Genomic DNA, 17,565 nt, shown 5'->3' on the forward strand with positions numbered 1-17,565 from the left:
CGCGGCCCGATTTCATTTTCGCACAAGCTTCGAAGACTAGAGTTCCGGCGGACAATCATGCTGGGAGTCGTTGAACCGTGCCGGAACAGATCCAGAGCATCATCTCGAATCTCCGCGGGTTTGGCGTGAAGCGCCTCGCCATGCTGGCGGGCATCGCCGTTCTGGTGATGGGCGTCATCGGCATCGCCTCGGTCTATCTCAACCGCCCCGCCTATGACACGCTCTATGTGGGACTAGACCGCGCCGACGTGAACCAGATCGGCCTGGTGCTGGGCGAAGCCGGCATCGGCTTCGATGTCGGCGCCGATGGAACCTCGGTTCTGGTGCCGGCCGGCACCACCGCTCAGGCCCGCATGCTGCTTGCCGAAAAGGGCCTGCCGACCAGCGCCAATGCCGGCTACGAATTGTTCGACAATGTCGGCTCGCTCGGCCTCACCTCCTTCATGCAGCAGATCACCCGCGTGCGGGCGCTGGAAGGCGAGATCGCCCGCACCATCCAGTCCATATCGGGCATCAAGGCTGCGCGGGTCCACATCGTCATGTCCGAACGGGCCAATTTCCGCCGCGACGAGCAGCAGCCCTCGGCCTCCGTGGTCATCCGCTACGCCGGCATCGACGCCGAGAAGAGCGCCATGTCGATCCGCCATCTCGTCGCCGCCGCCGTTCCCGGCCTGTCGGCAGACAAGGTGACTGTTCTCGATTCCAGCGGCAATCTGCTGGCCGCGGGCGACGATCCTTCCAACACCAGCGCCGCCCGCACGCTCGGCGTCGAGCAGACCGTCGAGGCGCAGATCGGAGACAACATCCGCCGTGCGCTGACGGCCTATCTCGGCCCCGACAATTTCCGCGCCAGCGTCAAGGCCGAGGTCAACACCGACACCCGCCAGACGGAAGAGACCATCTTCGATCCGAATTCCCGCGTCGAACGCTCGGTGCAGTCGGTGCGGGCCAACGAGAACAACAACCAGAAGCAGGCTTCCACTCCGGCCAGCGTCGAGCAGAACCTGCCCGAGACCCAGGCAACCGCCACCGATGGTCCGCAATCCTCCTCGCAGAACGACCGCAGGGAAGAGATCACCAACTACGAGATCAATTCCAAGAAGATCGCCACGGTCTCAAACGGCTACACCGTCACCAAGATGTCGATTGCCGTGGTCGTCAATCAGCAACGGCTGACGGCCATCCTCGGCAAGGACGCCACGCCGGAGCAGATCGCCAAGCGCGTCGCCGAGATCCAGAAGATGGTCACGTCCGCTACCGGCCTTGACGAAAAGCGCGGCGACATCATCGACGTCTCGGCGGTCGAGTTCATCGACGGCCTGGATGGCGAGGCGATCCCGCAGGCGGGAATGCTCGATTCGATCGGCCAGCATGCCGGCACGATGATCAATGCCGGTGCCTTCATCGTCGTGGTGTTCCTGGTCGCCTTCTTCGGCCTGAGGCCGATGGCCGCGGCGCTGACGGCAAAGGCTACTCCGGCCCTGGCAGGTCCCAGCTTCGACGACGTCCAGCGCTCGCTGCCGACGCCGGAGGCAATAGCGGCCACCGACAGTGCCGCGATTGGGACCTTGCCAGGCACACGCCCAGGCCCCACGCCGCTCGACGATCTTCGCCAGAAGATCCGGCCGGCGCCGCAGGACAGGCTTGCCAGGATGGTCGATCTCAACGAGGAGCGCACCGCGCAGATCCTGCGCAAATGGGCCGCCCAGGAAGTGGCGGTGTAAACCATGCCCTCCGTAGCCCTCTTCGACCTTCTGCCTGATTTCGGGACGCGCGCGCAACGTGCCGGCCAGTCACGGGCAGCAATCGATCCCGAACACAAGCCCGAGACGCTGGCGCCGCAGGCCGATATCGGCACGCTGATCCCCGAGGCGGTTGCCCAGGCGGAGGCAGCGCTGGAGGTCCGCCTGTCGGCTGCGCATGACGCCGCGCTCGAAGCCGAACGCCAGGCCAATGCCGAGGAAGCAAGGATATTTCTCGAAAGCCTCGGCGACGATGTCGGCAAGGCGGTCTCGTTGCGCATCGATGCCATGGAGGCGCGCGTCACCGGACTTGTCGCCGCCACGGTCGCCCGCATCATCGGCGGCATCGTCAGCGACGATCTGCAGAAACGTTCGATCGAGGCATTGGCCGGCGCCATCCGCGAAGCGGTCGGCGATGCCGAAGCGGTGCGCATCGTCGTGCGCGGCCCGCTCTCGATGTTCGAAACACTGAAGGCGTCGCTCGGACCCCGCGCCGCCAATCTCGATTTTGTCGAGGCGCCAGGCTTCGACCTGACCGTCGCCATCGACGAGGCGGTGTTCGAGACGCGCATGGCCGAATGGTCGACGGTCCTCTCGGAGGTCCTGGCATGAGCGTCGCAGACGCCGACCACGGCCGCCACGAGATCATCATCGTGCGGCGCAGCCATGACGACCATGACGAGGCCCACCATGGCGGCGTCTGGAAGATCGCCTTCGCCGACTTCATGACGGCCATGATGTGCTTCTTCCTGGTCATGTGGCTGATCAACGCCGCCAACGAGCAGACCAAGGCAGCCGTCGCCAGCTACTTCAACCCGGTCAAGCTGGTCGACCGCAATTCGAGCCGCAAGGGCCTGGAGGATCTCGGCGACGGACCGCGCGCCATGGGGCTGACGGCAGACGATCCGCAAGAGGCGACCAGCAAAGCCGGACAGAACGGCAATGCCGGCGCGGGCGCGTCGGACCGCAAGCAGGACAAGCAGGAGCCGCAGCAGGCGGAACGCTCCGACGACCATCTCTTCGCCGATCCCTACGCGGTGCTTTCGGAAATCGCCGCGGATACCGGCGTCATGCAGAATGTCAGCCAGAAAGGCGACGGCGGCGTGCAGGCTGCCGGCCCGGCTACCGGCGCCTCCGGTGGCGCCTCCTACCGCGATCCCTTCGAGCCGGATTTCTGGTCGCAGCAGGTAGCGGCGCCCGGCGCCGAAGCCAGCGCCGAGCGCACGAAGGTCGAGGGCGATCCGGCCAAGCCCGGCGACAAGACCGCCGAAACGAAAGTGCTCAAAGTCAAAGCCGTGCCGCCTGTCGCGGCCGCACCGCTTGAGCCGCTGGCCAAGGACGCGACCGGCAAGCAGGCCGCGAACCCTGCCACGGCAATGGCCGGCGAGACCAAACCGGACGGCACCACGGTCGCCGACGCAGCCAAGGCAGAGCCTGAGGCGCAAAAGGCCGCCAGGCCCGACATCGGCGAGAAGGCGCCAACCGCGGCTGCCGTCAAGGCAGCTGCCGACGTCAAGCGGCAGCTGGCCGATGCCTTCAAGCCCGGCGACAAGCTGCACGACGGCGTCTCGGTCGAAGCCACCGACAAGGGGATCGTCATCTCGATCACCGATCAGCTCGACTTCGGCATGTTCGAGGTCGGCTCGGCATTGCCGAGACGCGAACTGGTGCTGGCGATGGAGAAGATCGGCCGCATCGTCAACAGCCAGAAGGGCACCATCAGCATCAACGGCCACACCGATGCCCGGCCGTTCCGCGGCGACAGCTACGACAATTGGCGGCTGTCGACGGCGCGCGCGCATTCCGCCTACTACATGCTCGTGCGCGGCGGCGTCGACGAACGCCGCATCACCGAGGTCGCCGGCTTCGCCGACCGCCAGCCGAAGGTAGCAGCCGATCCATTGGCGGCCGCGAACCGTCGCATCGAGATCCTGATGGCGACCGGCGGATGAAGCGAGCGGCCGTCACCCGCCGGTTGATTGGTTTGTTGCTGCTGGCCGGCGGACACCCGTCGGCCGGTTTCGCCCAGGACGCGCTGCAGCCGTATCAGTTGGTGCGCTCGCTGCAACTCATCCAGGACCGCATAGCCGCCGGCGATCATGCCGCCCTGCCGATGCAGGCCAAGCTGCTGGAGATGGCGGATGCGCGCCTGCGGGCGGCGAATGCCGAGGACTACAAAGATCCCAAGAACTTTCGAGCCCTGCTTGTCTACGGCATGAGCGGCGGCAACCCGGTGACCGTCGAAGCGGCCACGTCGCGCGCTACGACGGATCCGCAAAGCCTTGCCATCGCCAAAGGCGTGATTGATTATCTCAACGGCCGGCCCGGCGAGGCTATCGAAGCCTTGAGGCCGATCGATCCCATGGCGCTGCCTCCGGATCTCGGCGCCTTCCTCGCTTTGGTCAAAGGCTCACTGCTTGCCGGTGATCAGCCGGCGACCGCACTCCGTCTGCTCGACGAGGCAAGATTGCTCAGCCCCGGCACGCTGGTCGAGGAAGCGGCACTTCGCCGTTCGGTCGGCCTTGCAGTCGCGCAAGGCGACGCGGCACGCTTCGCCCTTGCTTCCACCCAATATGTCGAGCGCTATCTCTATTCGCCCTATGCCAGCCAGTTCGCCGACTCCTTCGTCTCCGGCGTCATCGCGCTGCACATGTCGATCAGCCAAGAGAAGCTGGGCGACATCACCTCGATGATGGATCCCGAGCGCGAGAAGGTGATCTATCTGCGCATCGCCCGCCGGGCCGCGATAGACGGCCTGAACGAGCTGTCGGCCTTCGCTTCGGCGCGGGCCGAGCAGGGCCGCGACGGCAACACCAATCAGGACGATCCACGCGCCCTGCTCTATGCCAGCCTTTCCACCGTCACCTCGGGCACAATCGAGGACGTTCGTGCCAAGCTCGGCAAGATCGACCGCAGCCGGCTGTCGGAGGGCGACCGCGCTTTGCTCGACGCCGCGCAGGCCATTGCCGGCGAGGTCGTCGCGCCGCCCACCGCCCTTCCGGCGGAAAAGCCTGCCCCAGTTCCTGCCGCCGCGGCGCAGCCGGTGCCCGAGATCGCCACGGTGCAAGGCGCCGATGACAGTGGCCTGCCACCGGTCGAAGGCGCCATCTCGGAGCAACCCGCCGTCACCGCGGCCTCCGGCGGACCAGCCGCCAATGCGCCGGACACGGCAGCAGCGGCATCCCCCGACCCTGCGACTGTCATGCCGGCGTCGGCACCGTCACCCGCAGCCGTTCCAGAGCCCGCCGATCCGACCGACGCCGCCATGACCAGAACACGTCGACAGCTCGACCTGATCGACCAGATGCTTGGAGCCGCCCCCAAATGACCACCAGCCTCGGCTCGGCCTTGCCAGGATTTGCCTCCACGCGCGCGACGTCGGAGCAGCCGGCCGCGAACGGCAGGAACGATGACGCCGGCTTCGGCAAGATGCTGCGCGACGATGCCGGTGCTGCCCGCCCGGAACGGCAGCCGTCGACAGAGGCGGGATCGCGCGACCAGCGCTGGAGCAAGCTCGCGGCCGGCCTTGCCGGGCATGACGCCAAGGCCGAACCAGCATCGGCCGAGCCCGCAAGGACCATCTCGGCCAAAGTGGCAAACGTGAAAACCGGCAAGGACGATTTGGAAGCAAACGCGAAGGCCGACGCTGAAGAGACGGCGCCGGACGCCGAGCCGCTTCAGGACGACCTGCCGCTGCTGATCGCGTTTCATGACCTGCGGCATTTCTCGACAACGGCCAAGGCAGCCGGAGGCAATACGACCACCGGCGAGAATCCGTCGGACCCGGCGCTCGATGGGCAGGCTTCACTGCCAAAGACCTACCGGCCAAAATCCGCGGGCGGACGCGAAGCACTCGAAACCATGTCGAAGCCGGAGCAGGCGTCGATCGTCGACGGACCTTTGACGGCGCTTGACGGTCAGTCACCGAGCGCTGCCTCCAGCGCGCCAAAACGTGACGCCGCGGCGGCGGCCCAGAAGCTGCCGGACGCGCCGGCTGCCGATGTGCCCGGCGTGCGGTCGAAGCACACCGCGAATGCGATGAAGAGCATCGAGGATGTCCAGTCCTCGATGCGTCCAGAAGCGGGAAAACAGTCCCTGTCCACTGCGCGCATCGACGTCGTCTCGGAACGGAGCTTCCCCGCACCGCCGCAGAGTCCCATCAGCCAGGCAGCCCTCAATGTGATCAACGCCATAGCCGCCGACGCCGGGCCGCAAAAGGCGCTTTCAGCCTCACCCACGTCCGCCCATCTGGCCAGCTCTGTTGCCGTTCCGACACATGTGTTGAAGATCGAACTCCACCCCGCCGAACTCGGCATGGTGACGGCCAATCTTCGCCTCTCCGGGGAACAACTTTCGATTGAGCTGAAGCCTGAAACGCACGACGCTTATCGTCGGCTGTCGGCCGACAGCGAGGCCATCGTCAAGTCGTTGCGGGGGCTCGGCTTCGAGGTTGACAAGGTCACGATCCTGCAACCTTCGGTAGCAGTTCCCGCTGCAACCCGGACGGATGCAACCGCTCCTATGGCGGCGTCGACAGGCCGCGATCCGGCATCCTTTCAACCGGGGAATTCGGGCAGCGGCAATGGTGGAGCCGGCGGCCAGCAACCGGGCCAGCAATCCTCAGGGAAACGCAACGATGACGCGCAGGACTACGGCCGCGGCACTTCGCCTGCTCGCGAGCGCGCTGGCGGCGATATCTTTATCTAGCACGGCAAACGCCGCCGCAGCCGCGGCCAACCCCTGCGAGCCGGAGATCCTGCGCGCCGCCGATCGTTATGGCGTGCCCGCCGGCATCCTCTATGCCGTTGGCCTGACGGAGACCGGAAACAAGGGCAGCCTTCAACCCAATGCCTTGAATATAGAAGGAAAAGCAGTCTTTCCGAGGAGCCGGACCGAGGCCCTTGCCGCCTTCGCCAATGCCCGGCGCGAGGGCAAGACCCTGATCGATCTGGGCTGCATGCAGATCAATCACCACTACCACGCATCGCATTTTCGCAGCGTCGAGGACATGCTCGACCCACGCCAGAACGTCGACTATGCGGCGCGCTTCCTGGCCAGCCTTCATGCCCGTCACGAGACCTGGTCTATGGCCGTGGCCCGCTATCATGCCGGTCCCGACAACGACCCGGCGCAGAAGATCTATGTCTGCCGCGTCATTGCCAACATGGTCGCCACCGGCTTTGGAAAATGGACCGCGAACGCCCGCGGCTTCTGCAACCCGTAAGCGCATTTCCCGTTACTAATAGACAAACCGTACAACCCGAATTGTTGGTTTGACTTGGTCAGAACTTGCCGCCGAAAGCACATCTGGCCGCCCGCTAATGCAACCGAAACGATTCCAGACTCCCAAGAAACTAGCTACAAGAAATGACGGTTGTTCAGGATTCCCGCCAGCGGATACGCCTCTCTTCACGGGGCAAATGATTTGATTCGGAAGGCGGGGCCGATGATTGTGATCGTTGACGAGCGCGAGCTCGTAACAGAGGGATACAATTCACTTTTCGATCGTGAGGGCATCGCCTGTGCAGGCTTTGCGTCCGGCGAATTCGGTGAGTGGGTGAACTCTGCCGCAGACACCGATCTGCGCTCGGTCAGGGCCTTCCTCATCGGCGACTGCCGCGAGGGTTCCATCTCTCCGCGCCAGATTCGCGACCGCACCGGCGCCCCGGTGATTGCGCTCAGCGAACAGCATTCGCTGGAGAACACGCTCCGGTTGTTCGAGAGCGGCGTCGACGACGTCATTCGCAAGCCCGTCCATATCCGCGAGATCCTGGCCCGCATCACCGCCATCCGCCGCCGCGCCCAGGAAGACGTCGCCTACACCGAGATCGGCGCCATGCGCATCTTCATGGATGGCCGCGACCCCGAGATCGACGGTCAGCCCCTCCCCCTGCCGCGCCGTGAACGCCGCATCCTCGAATATCTGGCGAGCAATCGCGGGCGCCGTGTCACCAAGACCCAGGTTTTCAACGCCATCTACGGCATCTTCGACGAAGAGGTCGAGGAGAACGTGGTGGAAAGCCACATCAGCAAACTGCGCAAGAAGCTGCGCGAGAAGCTGGGCACCGACCCGATCGATTCCAAGCGTTTCCTCGGCTACCGGCTCGTCTTCTGATGCAGCGCCGCGCCAGCCTCGCGCAAGAAAACATGCGTAGCCTTGTAGCCAGCAGCATGGACACAGCGGAGACGTTTCGATGAGCCTCTACGGAATGATGCGGACCGGCGTTTCCGGCATGAACGCCCAGGCAAACCGCCTATCGACGGTCGCCGACAACATCGCCAATTCCGACACCACCGGCTACAAGCGCTCCTCCGCCGAATTCTCGACGCTGGTCATGCCGTCGACCGGCGGTGCTTACAATTCCGGCGGCGTCACCACGACGATCCGCCAGGCGGTCAGCGATCCGGGTGTGCTTCAGTACACGACCTCGGTTTCCGACCTTGCCGTCAGCGGCGATGGCTTCTTTGTCGTCCAGGATCCGAGCGGCACCCCCTACCTGACCCGGGCCGGCGCTTTCGTTCCCGACGGTCAAGGCAGACTTGTCAACTCGGCCGGCTTCCAGCTGATGGCGTACAGCTACGACAACGGCGTACCGGCAGCGACGGTCAATGGCTTCGAGGGGTTGGTCCCGGTTGTCATCTCCGACCAGGGAATGACCGCAACACCGAGCACCGAGGGCAGCTATGCCGGCAACCTGCCGGCCGGCGCGACACCGATCGCCGCCGGCAATCTGCCCACCACCAATGCTGTCGGCGCGCAGTACACCTCGAAATCCTCCATGGTTGCCTACGACAATCTCGGCAACAAGAAGCTGCTCGACGTTTATTTCACCAACACCGGCGCCGGCACCTGGCAGGTCTCGGTCTTCGATCAGTCACAGGCCACGGCCGGGACAGCATTCCCCTATACCGGTGGCGCGCTGGGCTCGGCCAACCTGACGTTCGACGCCACCACCGGCAAGCTCACCGGCGCCGTCGACAGCGTCTCGCTCACCGTGCCCAACGGCGCCGCCTTTTCGCTCGATCTGTCTGCGCTGACCCAGCTTGGCGCCGGCTTCACGGTTTCCGATGCCCAGGTCAACGGCAACGCGCCGAGCACCATCGACAAGGTCCAGATCAGCAAGGACGGCACCATCTACGCACAGTACAAGGACGGTTCGACCAAGCCGCTCTACAAGATTCCGCTGGCCGACGTGCAGAGCCCGGACCAGCTCACCGCGCTGCCCGGCAACGTCTATTCGCAGGGCACCGAGTCCGGCGCGGTTCGTGTCGGCTTTGCCAATGAAGGCAAACTCGGCTCCATCATCTCCGGCGCGCTCGAGAATTCCAACGTCGACATCGCCGAAGAACTGACCAACATGATCGCGGCGCAGCGCAGCTACACCGCCAATTCGAAAGTCTTCCAGACCGGTTCCGATCTGATGGACGTCCTTGTCAACCTGAAGAGATAAGACGGGCGTCGCCCGCGAAAGACCCGCATGTCACTGTCTACCGCATTGAGTATCGCCCAGTCGGCGCTTATGAACACCGCGCGACAGACAAGCGTTGTCTCGCGCAACGTCGCCGACGCCTCCAATCCGGACTATTCGCGGCGCCAGGCCGTCGTCACCAGCACGGCGCCGGGCGCGCGTTCGGTCGATATCCAGCGCGCAGCCAACGAGCTTTTGTTTCGCCAGAATCTCGGCGCGCTATCGGCCTGGAGCGGGCAGAACGCGCTCTACAGCGGCATGGATCAGCTGGGCGTCGCGGTCAATGGCGTCGACAATGCGTCCTCGCCCTCGACCGCGATCGCCAACCTGCAGCAGGCGCTGCAGCTCTACGCCACCTCGCCGTCGAACCAGAACCTCGGCGCCTCGGTCATCGACGCCGCCAAACAGGTCGTGCGCTCGCTCAACGAGGGCTCCAAGGCAGTCCAGGATTTCCGCACCCAGACCGACAGCCAGATCGCCACCGCCGTCGATGACCTGAACTCGCTGCTCAGCCAGTTCCAGGATGCCAACACGGCGGTCATGTCCGGAACCCGTTCCGGCACCGACGTTTCCGATGCGCTCGACCAGCGCGACGCGCTTTTGAAGAAGATTTCGAACTATGTCCCAGTGTCGACCTTCACACGAGGCGACAATGACATGGTCATCACCACCGGCGACGGCACGACTTTGTTCGAGACGATACCGCGCACGGTCACCTTCGCGGCGTCGGCAGGCTATACCGCGGGTGCCGCCGGCAATGCCGTTTACATCGACAACGTGCCGATCTCGGCGGGAGCCGGCGGCAACACCAGCGCCAGCGGCACGCTTGCCGGCCTGCTGCAATTGCGCGACGGCGTCGCCTCGACCATGCAGAGCCAGCTCGACGAGACGGCGCGTGGCCTGATCACCGCTTTTGCCGAGACCGCACCCTCGATGGCCAATGCCGCCGGCCTGTTCACCTGGTCGGGAGCGCCGGCCGTGCCGGCCGCCGGCACGCTGGTCACCGGCCTTGCCGCGTCCATCAGCGTCAATGCAGCGATGGACCCGAGCACCGGCGGCAACCCGACGCTGCTGCGCGACGGCGGCGCCAATGGTGCGGCCTATGTCGCCAACACGGGCGGCGGCGCGTCCTATTCCACCCTTCTGGTCGCCTATGGCGACCGGCTCGACCAGCCGATGACTTTCGACCCCGCCGCCGGCGTTTCGGCAACCTCCAGCGTATCCGACTACGCCGCCAGTTCGATCGGCTGGTTCGAGGGCGTGCGCCAGCAGGCTTCGACCGCCTCCGATGCCAAGGAAGCACTGGCATCGCGCAGCGCAGAGGCGCTGTCCAACGCGACCGGGGTCAATGTCGACCAGGAAATGTCGTTGCTGCTCGACCTCGAACACACCTACCAGGCATCGGCCCGGATGATGAAAACCGTCGACGACATGCTGACGGCCTTGCTTAACGCGGTGGGATAATTCCATGACTTCAGTCTCCTCGGCCGCAATCTCCAATGCCATGCGCTCCCAGCAGATGCGCATGCAGGCCGAACTCGTCAAAGCCACGAAGGAAGCGTCGACCGGCAGGGTCGCCGATGTCGGGCTGGCTCTCGGAGGGCGCACCGCCCAGTCCGTCACCTTCTCGCGCGATCTCGACCGGCTCAACGTCATTATCGATTCCAACGGCCTGGTCGGCGCGAGGCTTTCCTCGACACAGACCTCGCTTGGCCAGCTCTCCGGCGCCGCTCAGACCTTCCTGTCCGCCCTGACCACCGCTTCCTCAAGCGACTCGTCCAACAGCCTCACCCGGGACTCCGGCAAGGCGACCATCCAGCAGCTGACCTCGATCCTCAACACCAGCGTCAATGGTGAATATCTGTTTGCCGGCACCAACACCGACGTCAAGCCGATCAACGATTTCACGGCTGCCGGCTCTCCCGCCAAGGCTGCATTCGATACCGCTTTCCTCACCAATTTCGGTTTCACCCAGGACGACCCGGCAGCGGCCAACATCACGGCCGCCCAGATGGACGATTTCATCACCAACGATGTCGCGCCGCTGTTCACGGGCGCGGGTTGGCAGGGCGACTGGTCGAACGCCACCGACCAGCAGATCGTCAGCCGCATCGCACTCAACGAAACCACACCGACTTCGACCAGCGCCAACAGCGATGGCATTCAGAAACTCGCCATGGCCGCAGCCATGGTCAGCAGCCTGATGTCCAGCAACATCAGCCAGGCGGCGAAGAATACGGTTGTCAGCCGCTCCACCACATTGGTCGGCGAAGCGCTGAGCGGCATTGGCCAGCTTCAATCCGAGACCGGCATCGTCCAGAAGCGGGTTTCCGATGCCAACGATCGGATGAAAACGCAGGTCGACCTTTTCGAACGGCACATTCTCGATCTGGAAGCCGTCGATCCGGCGGCAGCCGCGACACGGGTCGCGGACCTGACACAGCACATCGAAACGTCTTTCGCGTTGACCGCACGCCTGCAGCAGCTCAGCCTGTTGAATTACCTGACCTGACAACGCTTAACGGAACGGTAGAGCCCCAACGATGTACCAATTCTCCTACGCCGACATCCAGAGCAACTCCGTTGCCGACGCGAAGGACCGCGAGCGGGAGCTTCTGACCCGCTCGATCGACATGCTGGCGGCGGCAGCAGCGGCCGGCCACGATTCCATGGAAGCGATCGAGGCGCTTCACTTCACCAACCGCGTCTGGACCGCCTTCGTCGAGGATCTTGGCTCCAGCGACAACGCCCTGCCCAAGGAACTGCGCGCCAATCTCATTTCCATCGGCCTGTGGCTGCTGCGCGAGGCGGAGGACATCCGTCAGGGCCGCACCAACAATTTCGAAGGGTTGATCGAGGTGTCCCAGATCATCAGGGACGGCATTCAATGACCAACACGCTGAAGATATCGCTGAAGCCGAACGAAAAGATCTACATCAACGGCGCCGTCATCCGGGTCGACCGCAAGGTCACCGTCGAATTGATGAACGACGTCCAGTTCCTGCTCGAAAGCCACGTGATCCAGGCCGACGATGCCTCGACGCCGCTCAAGCAGCTTTATTTCATCCTGCAGGTCATGCTGATGAACCCGGCCGGCGCCGCCGCCGCGCGCGACATGTTCCGCCGTTCGCTGCCGCTGCTTCTGGCAAGCTTCGAGGACACCCAGATCTGCAGCGCGCTGAAACAGATCGACCGCATGGTCGGCGAGGATCATATCTACGAGGCGCTGAAGGCGATCCGCGCGCTTTATCCGCTCGAACGCCGCGCGCTGGGTGGTAATGACGATGTTTCGGGTGCCGAGCGCCCGCTGGCCGTGGGAGCACGATACTGATGAACGTGGACATGACGACGACGATTCCGACAGGCGCCAATCAGGCCACGGCGTCGACCTCGAAGACAGCGGTCGACTACCAGTCCTTCCTGAAGCTTCTGATCGCCGAGATGAAGAACCAGGATCCGACCAAGCCGATGGATTCGACGCAATATGTCGCCCAGCTCGCCACCTTCTCTCAGGTCGAGCAGTCTGTGCAGACCAACACCAAGCTCAATCAGATCATGCAGTCCTCGGCGCTGTCGCAGGCCGACGCACTGATCGGGCGCTCGATCACCTCCGCCGACGGCCTGACCACGGGCACCGTGGCTTCGGTGCGCCTCGCCAGCAACGGTCTCATCGCCGTGCTGCAGAACGGCACCGAAGTCGCGGTCGGTCCGGGAGTCTCGGTCAAGGCAGCAAGCTGACGCTTTCGGCAGAGAGCCAGTCCTATGAATGAGGCCGACGCTCTCGACATCGTCCAGTACGCGGTGTGGACGGTGCTCGTCGCGTCCGCTCCGGTGGTGCTGGTCGCCATGGCGGTCGGCATCGGCATCGCCCTCATCCAGGCGCTGACGCAGGTACAGGAGATCACCTTGACCTTCGTGCCGAAGATCGTCGCGATCATGCTGGTGGTGGCGTTGACCGGCCCCTTCATCGGCAGCCAGATATCGGCCTTCACCAACGTCATCTTCGAGCGCATCCAGAACGGCTTCTGAGCCTGTTCCAGGATGGTGTGCCGCGGCATGCCGTTCGCAATTGTCTGAGGACAGACGCCGCCGATCCCCGCAGCACCTCCGGACCCACGGCGGACAAGGCCTGGACCGCCTCTATCCCATTGTTGGACCATGAGCTTTTTTGCCCTTTGCGGCGCCATGCCCTACTTTCGGCAAACGGTCTGCGCAAACGGATTGTCTGACGAGCAGGCACGACATGGCAGGAACCCCAAATGATTGACGAAAAGCCGGACAGCGAGAGCGTCTCGGCGCTGGCGCCCTTCCGGCACGGCATTTTCCGCGCCGTGTGGGGCGCAAGCCTCGTCTCGAATTTCGGTGGCTTGATCCAGGGTGTCGGCGCCGCCTGGATGATGACCACGATCGCCACCTCGCCCTATCAGGTGGCCCTGGTCCAGGCTTCGACCACCTTGCCGATCATGCTGTTTGCACTCGTCGCCGGCGCCATCGCCGACAGTTTCGACCGGCGCAAGGTGATGCTGGTCGCCCAGACCTTCATGCTGGTGGTGTCGGTGCTTCTGACCCTGTTCACCTATTCAGGCCTGATCACGCCATGGACGCTGCTTGCCTTCACCTTCCTGATCGACAGCGGCACCGCGCTCAACAGCCCGTCATGGCAAGCCTCCGTCGGCGATATCGTTCCCCGCAACAAGGTGCCGGCAGCCGTCGCCCTCAATTCGATGGGCTTTAACCTGACGCGCAGCGTCGGTCCGGCAATCGGCGGCATCATCGTCGCCGCGGCCGGTGCCGCGGCCGCCTTCGCGGCGAACGCGGTGAGCTATATCGGCCTGATCGTCGTGCTGGCGCGCTGGAAGCCGAACGTGCCGGTATCGACCTTGCCGCGCGAGTCTCTGGGGGCTGCCATGGGCGCCGGCCTGCGCTATGTCGCCATGTCGCCCAACATCGGCAAGGTGCTGGTCAGGGGCGCTGCGTTCGGCTTCAGTGCAGGCGCTGTGCTTGCGTTGCTGCCTCTGGTGGCGCGCGATGTCGTCAAGGGCGATGCGCTGACCTACGGCATCATGCTCGGCGCCTTCGGTATCGGCGCGGTCGGCGGCGCCTTGATCAGCGTCAGGCTGCGGCAGTTGCTGTCCAGCGAGACGATGGTGCGCTGTGCTTTCGCCGGCTTCGCCGTCTGCGCCTCCAATGCCGCCGTCAGCCAGCATGCCTGGCAGACGTCGCTCGGCCTGCTTGTCGGCGGCGCCTGCTGGGTGATCGCGCTGTCGCATTTCAACGTCACGGTGCAGATGGCGACGCCGCGCTGGGTGGTCGGCCGGGTGCTGTCGGTCTACCAGACCGCGACTTTCGGCGGCATCGCGCTCGGCAGCTGGATCTGGGGTGTCGTCGCCGATGCGCACGGCGCCGAAACCGCGCTGATCGCAGCCAGCGTCGCCATGCTGGCCGGCGGCGCCATCGGTCTTTTGCTCCCGCTGCCGCAACAGCAGGTGCTCAACCTCGACCCGCTCAATCGCTTTAAGGAACCGCACCTTGCGCTTGACCTGAAGCCGCGCAGTGGTCCCATCGCCATCATGATCGAGTATGTGATCCGGCACGAGGACGAACCGGAGTTCCTCGCCATCATGGCCGAACGCGGCCGCATCCGCCGTCGTGACGGCGCCCGCAACTGGACGCTGGCGCGCGATCTCGAGAATCCCACCGTATGGATCGAGCATTATCACACGCCGACCTGGATCGAATATATCAGGCACAATGGACGCATCACCCATGCCGACGCCGTCATCGGCGAACGCGTGCGGGCGCTGCACAGCGGCGACGAACCGCCCCGCGTGCGGCGCATGATCGAACGCCCGACCACCGCCGGCACAGCGCTTGTGATGGCCAAGGGACCTATTGAACACTGACTCCGGGTTGTCCCTTAGCCCTCGCCCGACAGGTCCCGGCGCGCCTTGTCGAGTTCCTCGGCATAGCGCCGCATCAGATGACCTTCGGTCAACAGGCCCAGCACGATGTGGTCGGTGAAATCCTCGACGACAGCGAGTTCTTCGGCGCCGGCGCGCTGGAATGTTTCCGCGGCGGCCTGCACGTTCATGCTCGGCACCAGCACCGCGTCCTTGTATTTGGCAAGATCGCGCACCGGCACCTCGCCATCGGAAGGATCGCTGTGCAGTTCGGCCACGATCAGCACGCCGACATAGTGGTCGCCCGCGTCGACGGCGATGACGCGTTGGGCCGAGCCGAGCGGCACTTGCTTGCGGAAGGCTGCCAGCGTCGTCGAGGCATAGATGGTCTTGATGTCCTTGCGCATCATCGAGCCGACTGTGAGGCTGCGCATCCAGCCGACATCGTGGGCGCTGCGGATGGTCTCGCCGCGCAGATGGAAGCGCCATGTCGAGAACGAGTAGCCGAAGGTTTCGCGCACCAGGATGGCCGACATGATCGAGGCGGCCAGCACGACGCCGGTCAGCGTCAGGTCGCGGGTCGATTCCAGCGCCAGGAAGGTCATCGTCAGCGGACCGCCGACGACACCGACGGCGAGCGAAGTCATGCCGACGACGGCGGCGACGGCAGGGTCGATGCCGGTTGCCGGAGAAATAACAAGCATCACATCCGCGAACGCCTTGCCCAGCAGCGCGCCGAGGAACAGCGAGGCGAAGAACAGTCCACCGCGAAAGCCCGACCCCAGCGAGACCGCCGACGCCGCCAGCTTGAGCACGAAGACGCTGGCCACCACGGCCAACCCGTAATTCATCGAGAATTCGCGATGCAGCGCGCCATGGCCGCTGGACAGGACCTGCGGCGTGATCAGCCCCAACAAGCCAACGATGACGCCGCCGATGACGGGGCGCAGCGACGCATCGATCGACAGCCTGGCAAAACCGCGCTCGATCAGCGTCACCAGATGCATGATGGCGATCGAGGCGGCGCCGCCGAGCAGCCCGAGCAGCAGGAACGGCACATACTGGCTGGCGGTGAGCGCCGGCAGACCGGAAAGCTCAAGCGGAAACGGCACGCCGCCGAACATTTCGGCGGTCAGCGAGGCTGAGATCGCGGCGGTCATGACAGGCGCGACATTGGCGACCGAGTAGATGCCGATGACCAGTTCGAAGCCGTAGAAGGCGCCGGTCAGCGGTGCATCGAAGGCAGCAGCGATGGCGCCGGCCGCACCACAGCCGACCAGGATGCGGACATCGTTGCGGCGCAGCCTGAAGATGCCCGCCAGCCGCGATGCCAGCCCGGAGCCAACCTGCGTATAGCCGGCTTCAAGCCCGACCGATGCGCCAAAACCGCTGGAGATCATGGTCTGGCCGGCGATGATGAAGGTGTCGGTCAGCGACATGCGCCCGCCATAGAGCGCATTGGCTTCGATCGGGTCGATCGGCGTGCGGAATTTCCGTATCCTGAGCCAGACCACCGTCAGCCCCAGCAGCATGCCGCCGATCGCCGGTATCAACGCCTGCATCGGATTGGCGAGCGAGAACATGCCGGAAAGCCGGCCGCCTGGCTGAACGCCGAACAGCAGCCCGTGCAGGTCCTGCACGATCTGGCTCATCGCCGTGACCAATATGCCCGCCATTACGCCTACGACACCGGCGAGGATGACCACCACGATGCCGCGTGCCTCGAGCAGGGGCAACGACCTGATCAGCACCGCGCGCAGCCGGCGGGCATAGACTTCGCTGTGGTTTCTGGAAGGCACCGGGGCGGCTCGCCGATATCGAAAGGCAGTGGAAAACCAGCCTGATACGCCCGGCGGCACGGCATGGCAACCACAATGCCGACAGACACCATATTGGCGACAGCGGGCGCGATATCGATCGGCTGACGGACCGTTCAGGTCGACATGGGCTCGCCGGCTTCATAGAGCACGAGGTTGCGCTCGCCTATGCCAAGCGCCGGCCAGCTCGCACGCCAGTCCGCAATATGCGGCGAGGCGAAATGCGCGTCGAGCGCCGCCCTGTCGCTCCAGACTTCCGTGACCCGGATGAGCCCGGCATCGAAGACATCCTGCGCATAGGAATATTCGAGACAGCCGGGCTCGGCGCGGCTGCCGGAAACCATGCGCTCCATCGCGGGCATTGCCTCTCCGAGCTTTTCCGGCGGCAGGCGGACGGTGCCAATGATCAGAAGCATGTGGTTTTCTTTCGAGAACAGGGACTACGTGTTTAGCCTAGGTCAAAAACCTGGCCTAGTTCTTCACCATCCAGCTCTGTGGTTTTATGCCATCCCAACCAAATTGGCTCTGATATGTTACCCTGCTGTATCAGCGCGTCTAGAAGCGTACGCGCAAGCCAAGACGGTTCGGGTGCGAGGGGATCATCATCGACATGACAATCGACCCTGGAGTGCGGGAA

General features: G+C 64.5%; 17 protein-coding genes. 15 read left to right on the plus strand and 2 right to left on the minus strand.

Annotated features, from left to right (window positions below; all coding sequences use genetic code 11):
• Positions 1–77 precede the first annotated feature (77 nt).
• The 15 genes from fliF (at position 78) to NKJ67_RS23380 (ending at position 15,114) form a co-directional block, all read left to right on the plus strand.
• Positions 78–1,724 carry a flagellar basal-body MS-ring/collar protein FliF gene (fliF, locus tag NKJ67_RS23310; protein ID WP_352583321.1) on the plus strand — a complete coding sequence of 549 codons (1,647 nt, stop codon included), beginning with the start codon at positions 78–80 and terminating at the stop codon, positions 1,722–1,724.
• A 3-nt stretch (positions 1,725–1,727) separates the two neighbouring features.
• Positions 1,728–2,354: a hypothetical protein gene (locus NKJ67_RS23315; RefSeq protein ID WP_352583322.1), complete on the plus strand. Its 627-nt coding sequence runs from the start codon at positions 1,728–1,730 to the stop codon at positions 2,352–2,354.
• Entirely contained in the window at positions 2,351–3,694 is a 1,344-nt protein-coding gene (locus tag NKJ67_RS23320; RefSeq protein WP_352583323.1) for a MotB family protein, read from the plus strand. Before NKJ67_RS23315 ends, NKJ67_RS23320 begins: the two co-directional genes overlap by 4 nt.
• Positions 3,691–5,070 carry a MotC family chemotaxis protein gene (locus NKJ67_RS23325; RefSeq protein WP_352583325.1) on the plus strand — a complete coding sequence of 460 codons (1,380 nt, stop codon included), beginning with the start codon at positions 3,691–3,693 and terminating at the stop codon, positions 5,068–5,070. The genes NKJ67_RS23320 and NKJ67_RS23325 overlap by 4 nt, the downstream gene beginning before the upstream one ends.
• Complete coding sequence (gene fliK / locus NKJ67_RS23330) at positions 5,067–6,449, plus strand: flagellar hook-length control protein FliK (RefSeq protein ID WP_352583327.1); 1,383 nt, start codon at positions 5,067–5,069, stop codon at positions 6,447–6,449. The genes NKJ67_RS23325 and fliK overlap by 4 nt, the downstream gene beginning before the upstream one ends.
• Positions 6,379–6,966 (plus strand): transglycosylase SLT domain-containing protein, encoded by a 588-nt coding sequence (locus NKJ67_RS23335; RefSeq protein ID WP_352583329.1) that lies wholly within the window; start codon positions 6,379–6,381, stop codon positions 6,964–6,966. Before fliK ends, NKJ67_RS23335 begins: the two co-directional genes overlap by 71 nt.
• Before the next feature lie 222 nt (positions 6,967–7,188).
• On the plus strand, positions 7,189–7,857 hold the full coding sequence (locus NKJ67_RS23340) for a response regulator transcription factor (protein ID WP_013529780.1): 669 nt from the start codon (positions 7,189–7,191) through the stop codon (positions 7,855–7,857).
• Positions 7,858–7,936: 79 nt separating this feature from the next.
• Positions 7,937–9,193, plus strand: a complete 1,257-nt coding sequence (locus NKJ67_RS23345) for a flagellar hook protein FlgE (protein ID WP_256745508.1) — start codon at positions 7,937–7,939, stop codon at positions 9,191–9,193.
• 27 nt (positions 9,194–9,220) lie between these two features.
• Positions 9,221–10,675 carry a flagellar hook-associated protein FlgK gene (gene flgK, locus NKJ67_RS23350; protein ID WP_352583331.1) on the plus strand — a complete coding sequence of 485 codons (1,455 nt, stop codon included), beginning with the start codon at positions 9,221–9,223 and terminating at the stop codon, positions 10,673–10,675.
• A 4-nt stretch (positions 10,676–10,679) separates the two neighbouring features.
• A complete protein-coding gene (locus NKJ67_RS23355) occupies positions 10,680–11,723 on the plus strand; it encodes a flagellar hook-associated family protein (RefSeq protein WP_127269451.1) in 1,044 nt (347 codons plus the stop codon).
• Between the two features lie 31 nt (positions 11,724–11,754).
• Positions 11,755–12,102: a flagellar biosynthesis regulator FlaF gene (flaF, locus tag NKJ67_RS23360; RefSeq protein WP_023810018.1), complete on the plus strand. Its 348-nt coding sequence runs from the start codon at positions 11,755–11,757 to the stop codon at positions 12,100–12,102.
• Positions 12,099–12,542 (plus strand): flagellar biosynthesis repressor FlbT, encoded by a 444-nt coding sequence (gene flbT / locus NKJ67_RS23365; protein WP_023810019.1) that lies wholly within the window; start codon positions 12,099–12,101, stop codon positions 12,540–12,542. The genes flaF and flbT overlap by 4 nt, the downstream gene beginning before the upstream one ends.
• On the plus strand, positions 12,542–12,949 hold the full coding sequence (flgD, locus tag NKJ67_RS23370) for a flagellar hook assembly protein FlgD (protein ID WP_013529774.1): 408 nt from the start codon (positions 12,542–12,544) through the stop codon (positions 12,947–12,949). The genes flbT and flgD overlap by 1 nt, the downstream gene beginning before the upstream one ends.
• Positions 12,950–12,973: 24 nt before the next feature.
• Positions 12,974–13,240 (plus strand): flagellar biosynthesis protein FliQ, encoded by a 267-nt coding sequence (gene fliQ, locus NKJ67_RS23375; protein WP_023810020.1) that lies wholly within the window; start codon positions 12,974–12,976, stop codon positions 13,238–13,240.
• 230 nt (positions 13,241–13,470) lie between these two features.
• A complete protein-coding gene (locus NKJ67_RS23380; protein WP_352583333.1) occupies positions 13,471–15,114 on the plus strand; it encodes an MFS transporter in 1,644 nt (547 codons plus the stop codon).
• Between the two features lie 14 nt (positions 15,115–15,128).
• Here NKJ67_RS23380 and NKJ67_RS23385 read toward each other — a convergent pair whose 3' ends face one another.
• Positions 15,129–16,910 carry a chloride channel protein gene (locus tag NKJ67_RS23385; RefSeq protein WP_352583335.1) on the minus strand — a complete coding sequence of 594 codons (1,782 nt, stop codon included), beginning with the start codon at positions 16,908–16,910 and terminating at the stop codon, positions 15,129–15,131.
• A gap of 134 nt (positions 16,911–17,044) precedes the next feature.
• Complete coding sequence (locus NKJ67_RS23390; protein ID WP_352583337.1) at positions 17,045–17,344, minus strand: putative quinol monooxygenase; 300 nt, start codon at positions 17,342–17,344, stop codon at positions 17,045–17,047.
• Positions 17,345–17,565: the final 221 nt, after the last annotated feature.

Source organism: Mesorhizobium sp. M0088, from assembly GCF_040322895.1.
GTDB lineage: Bacteria > Pseudomonadota > Alphaproteobacteria > Rhizobiales > Rhizobiaceae > Mesorhizobium.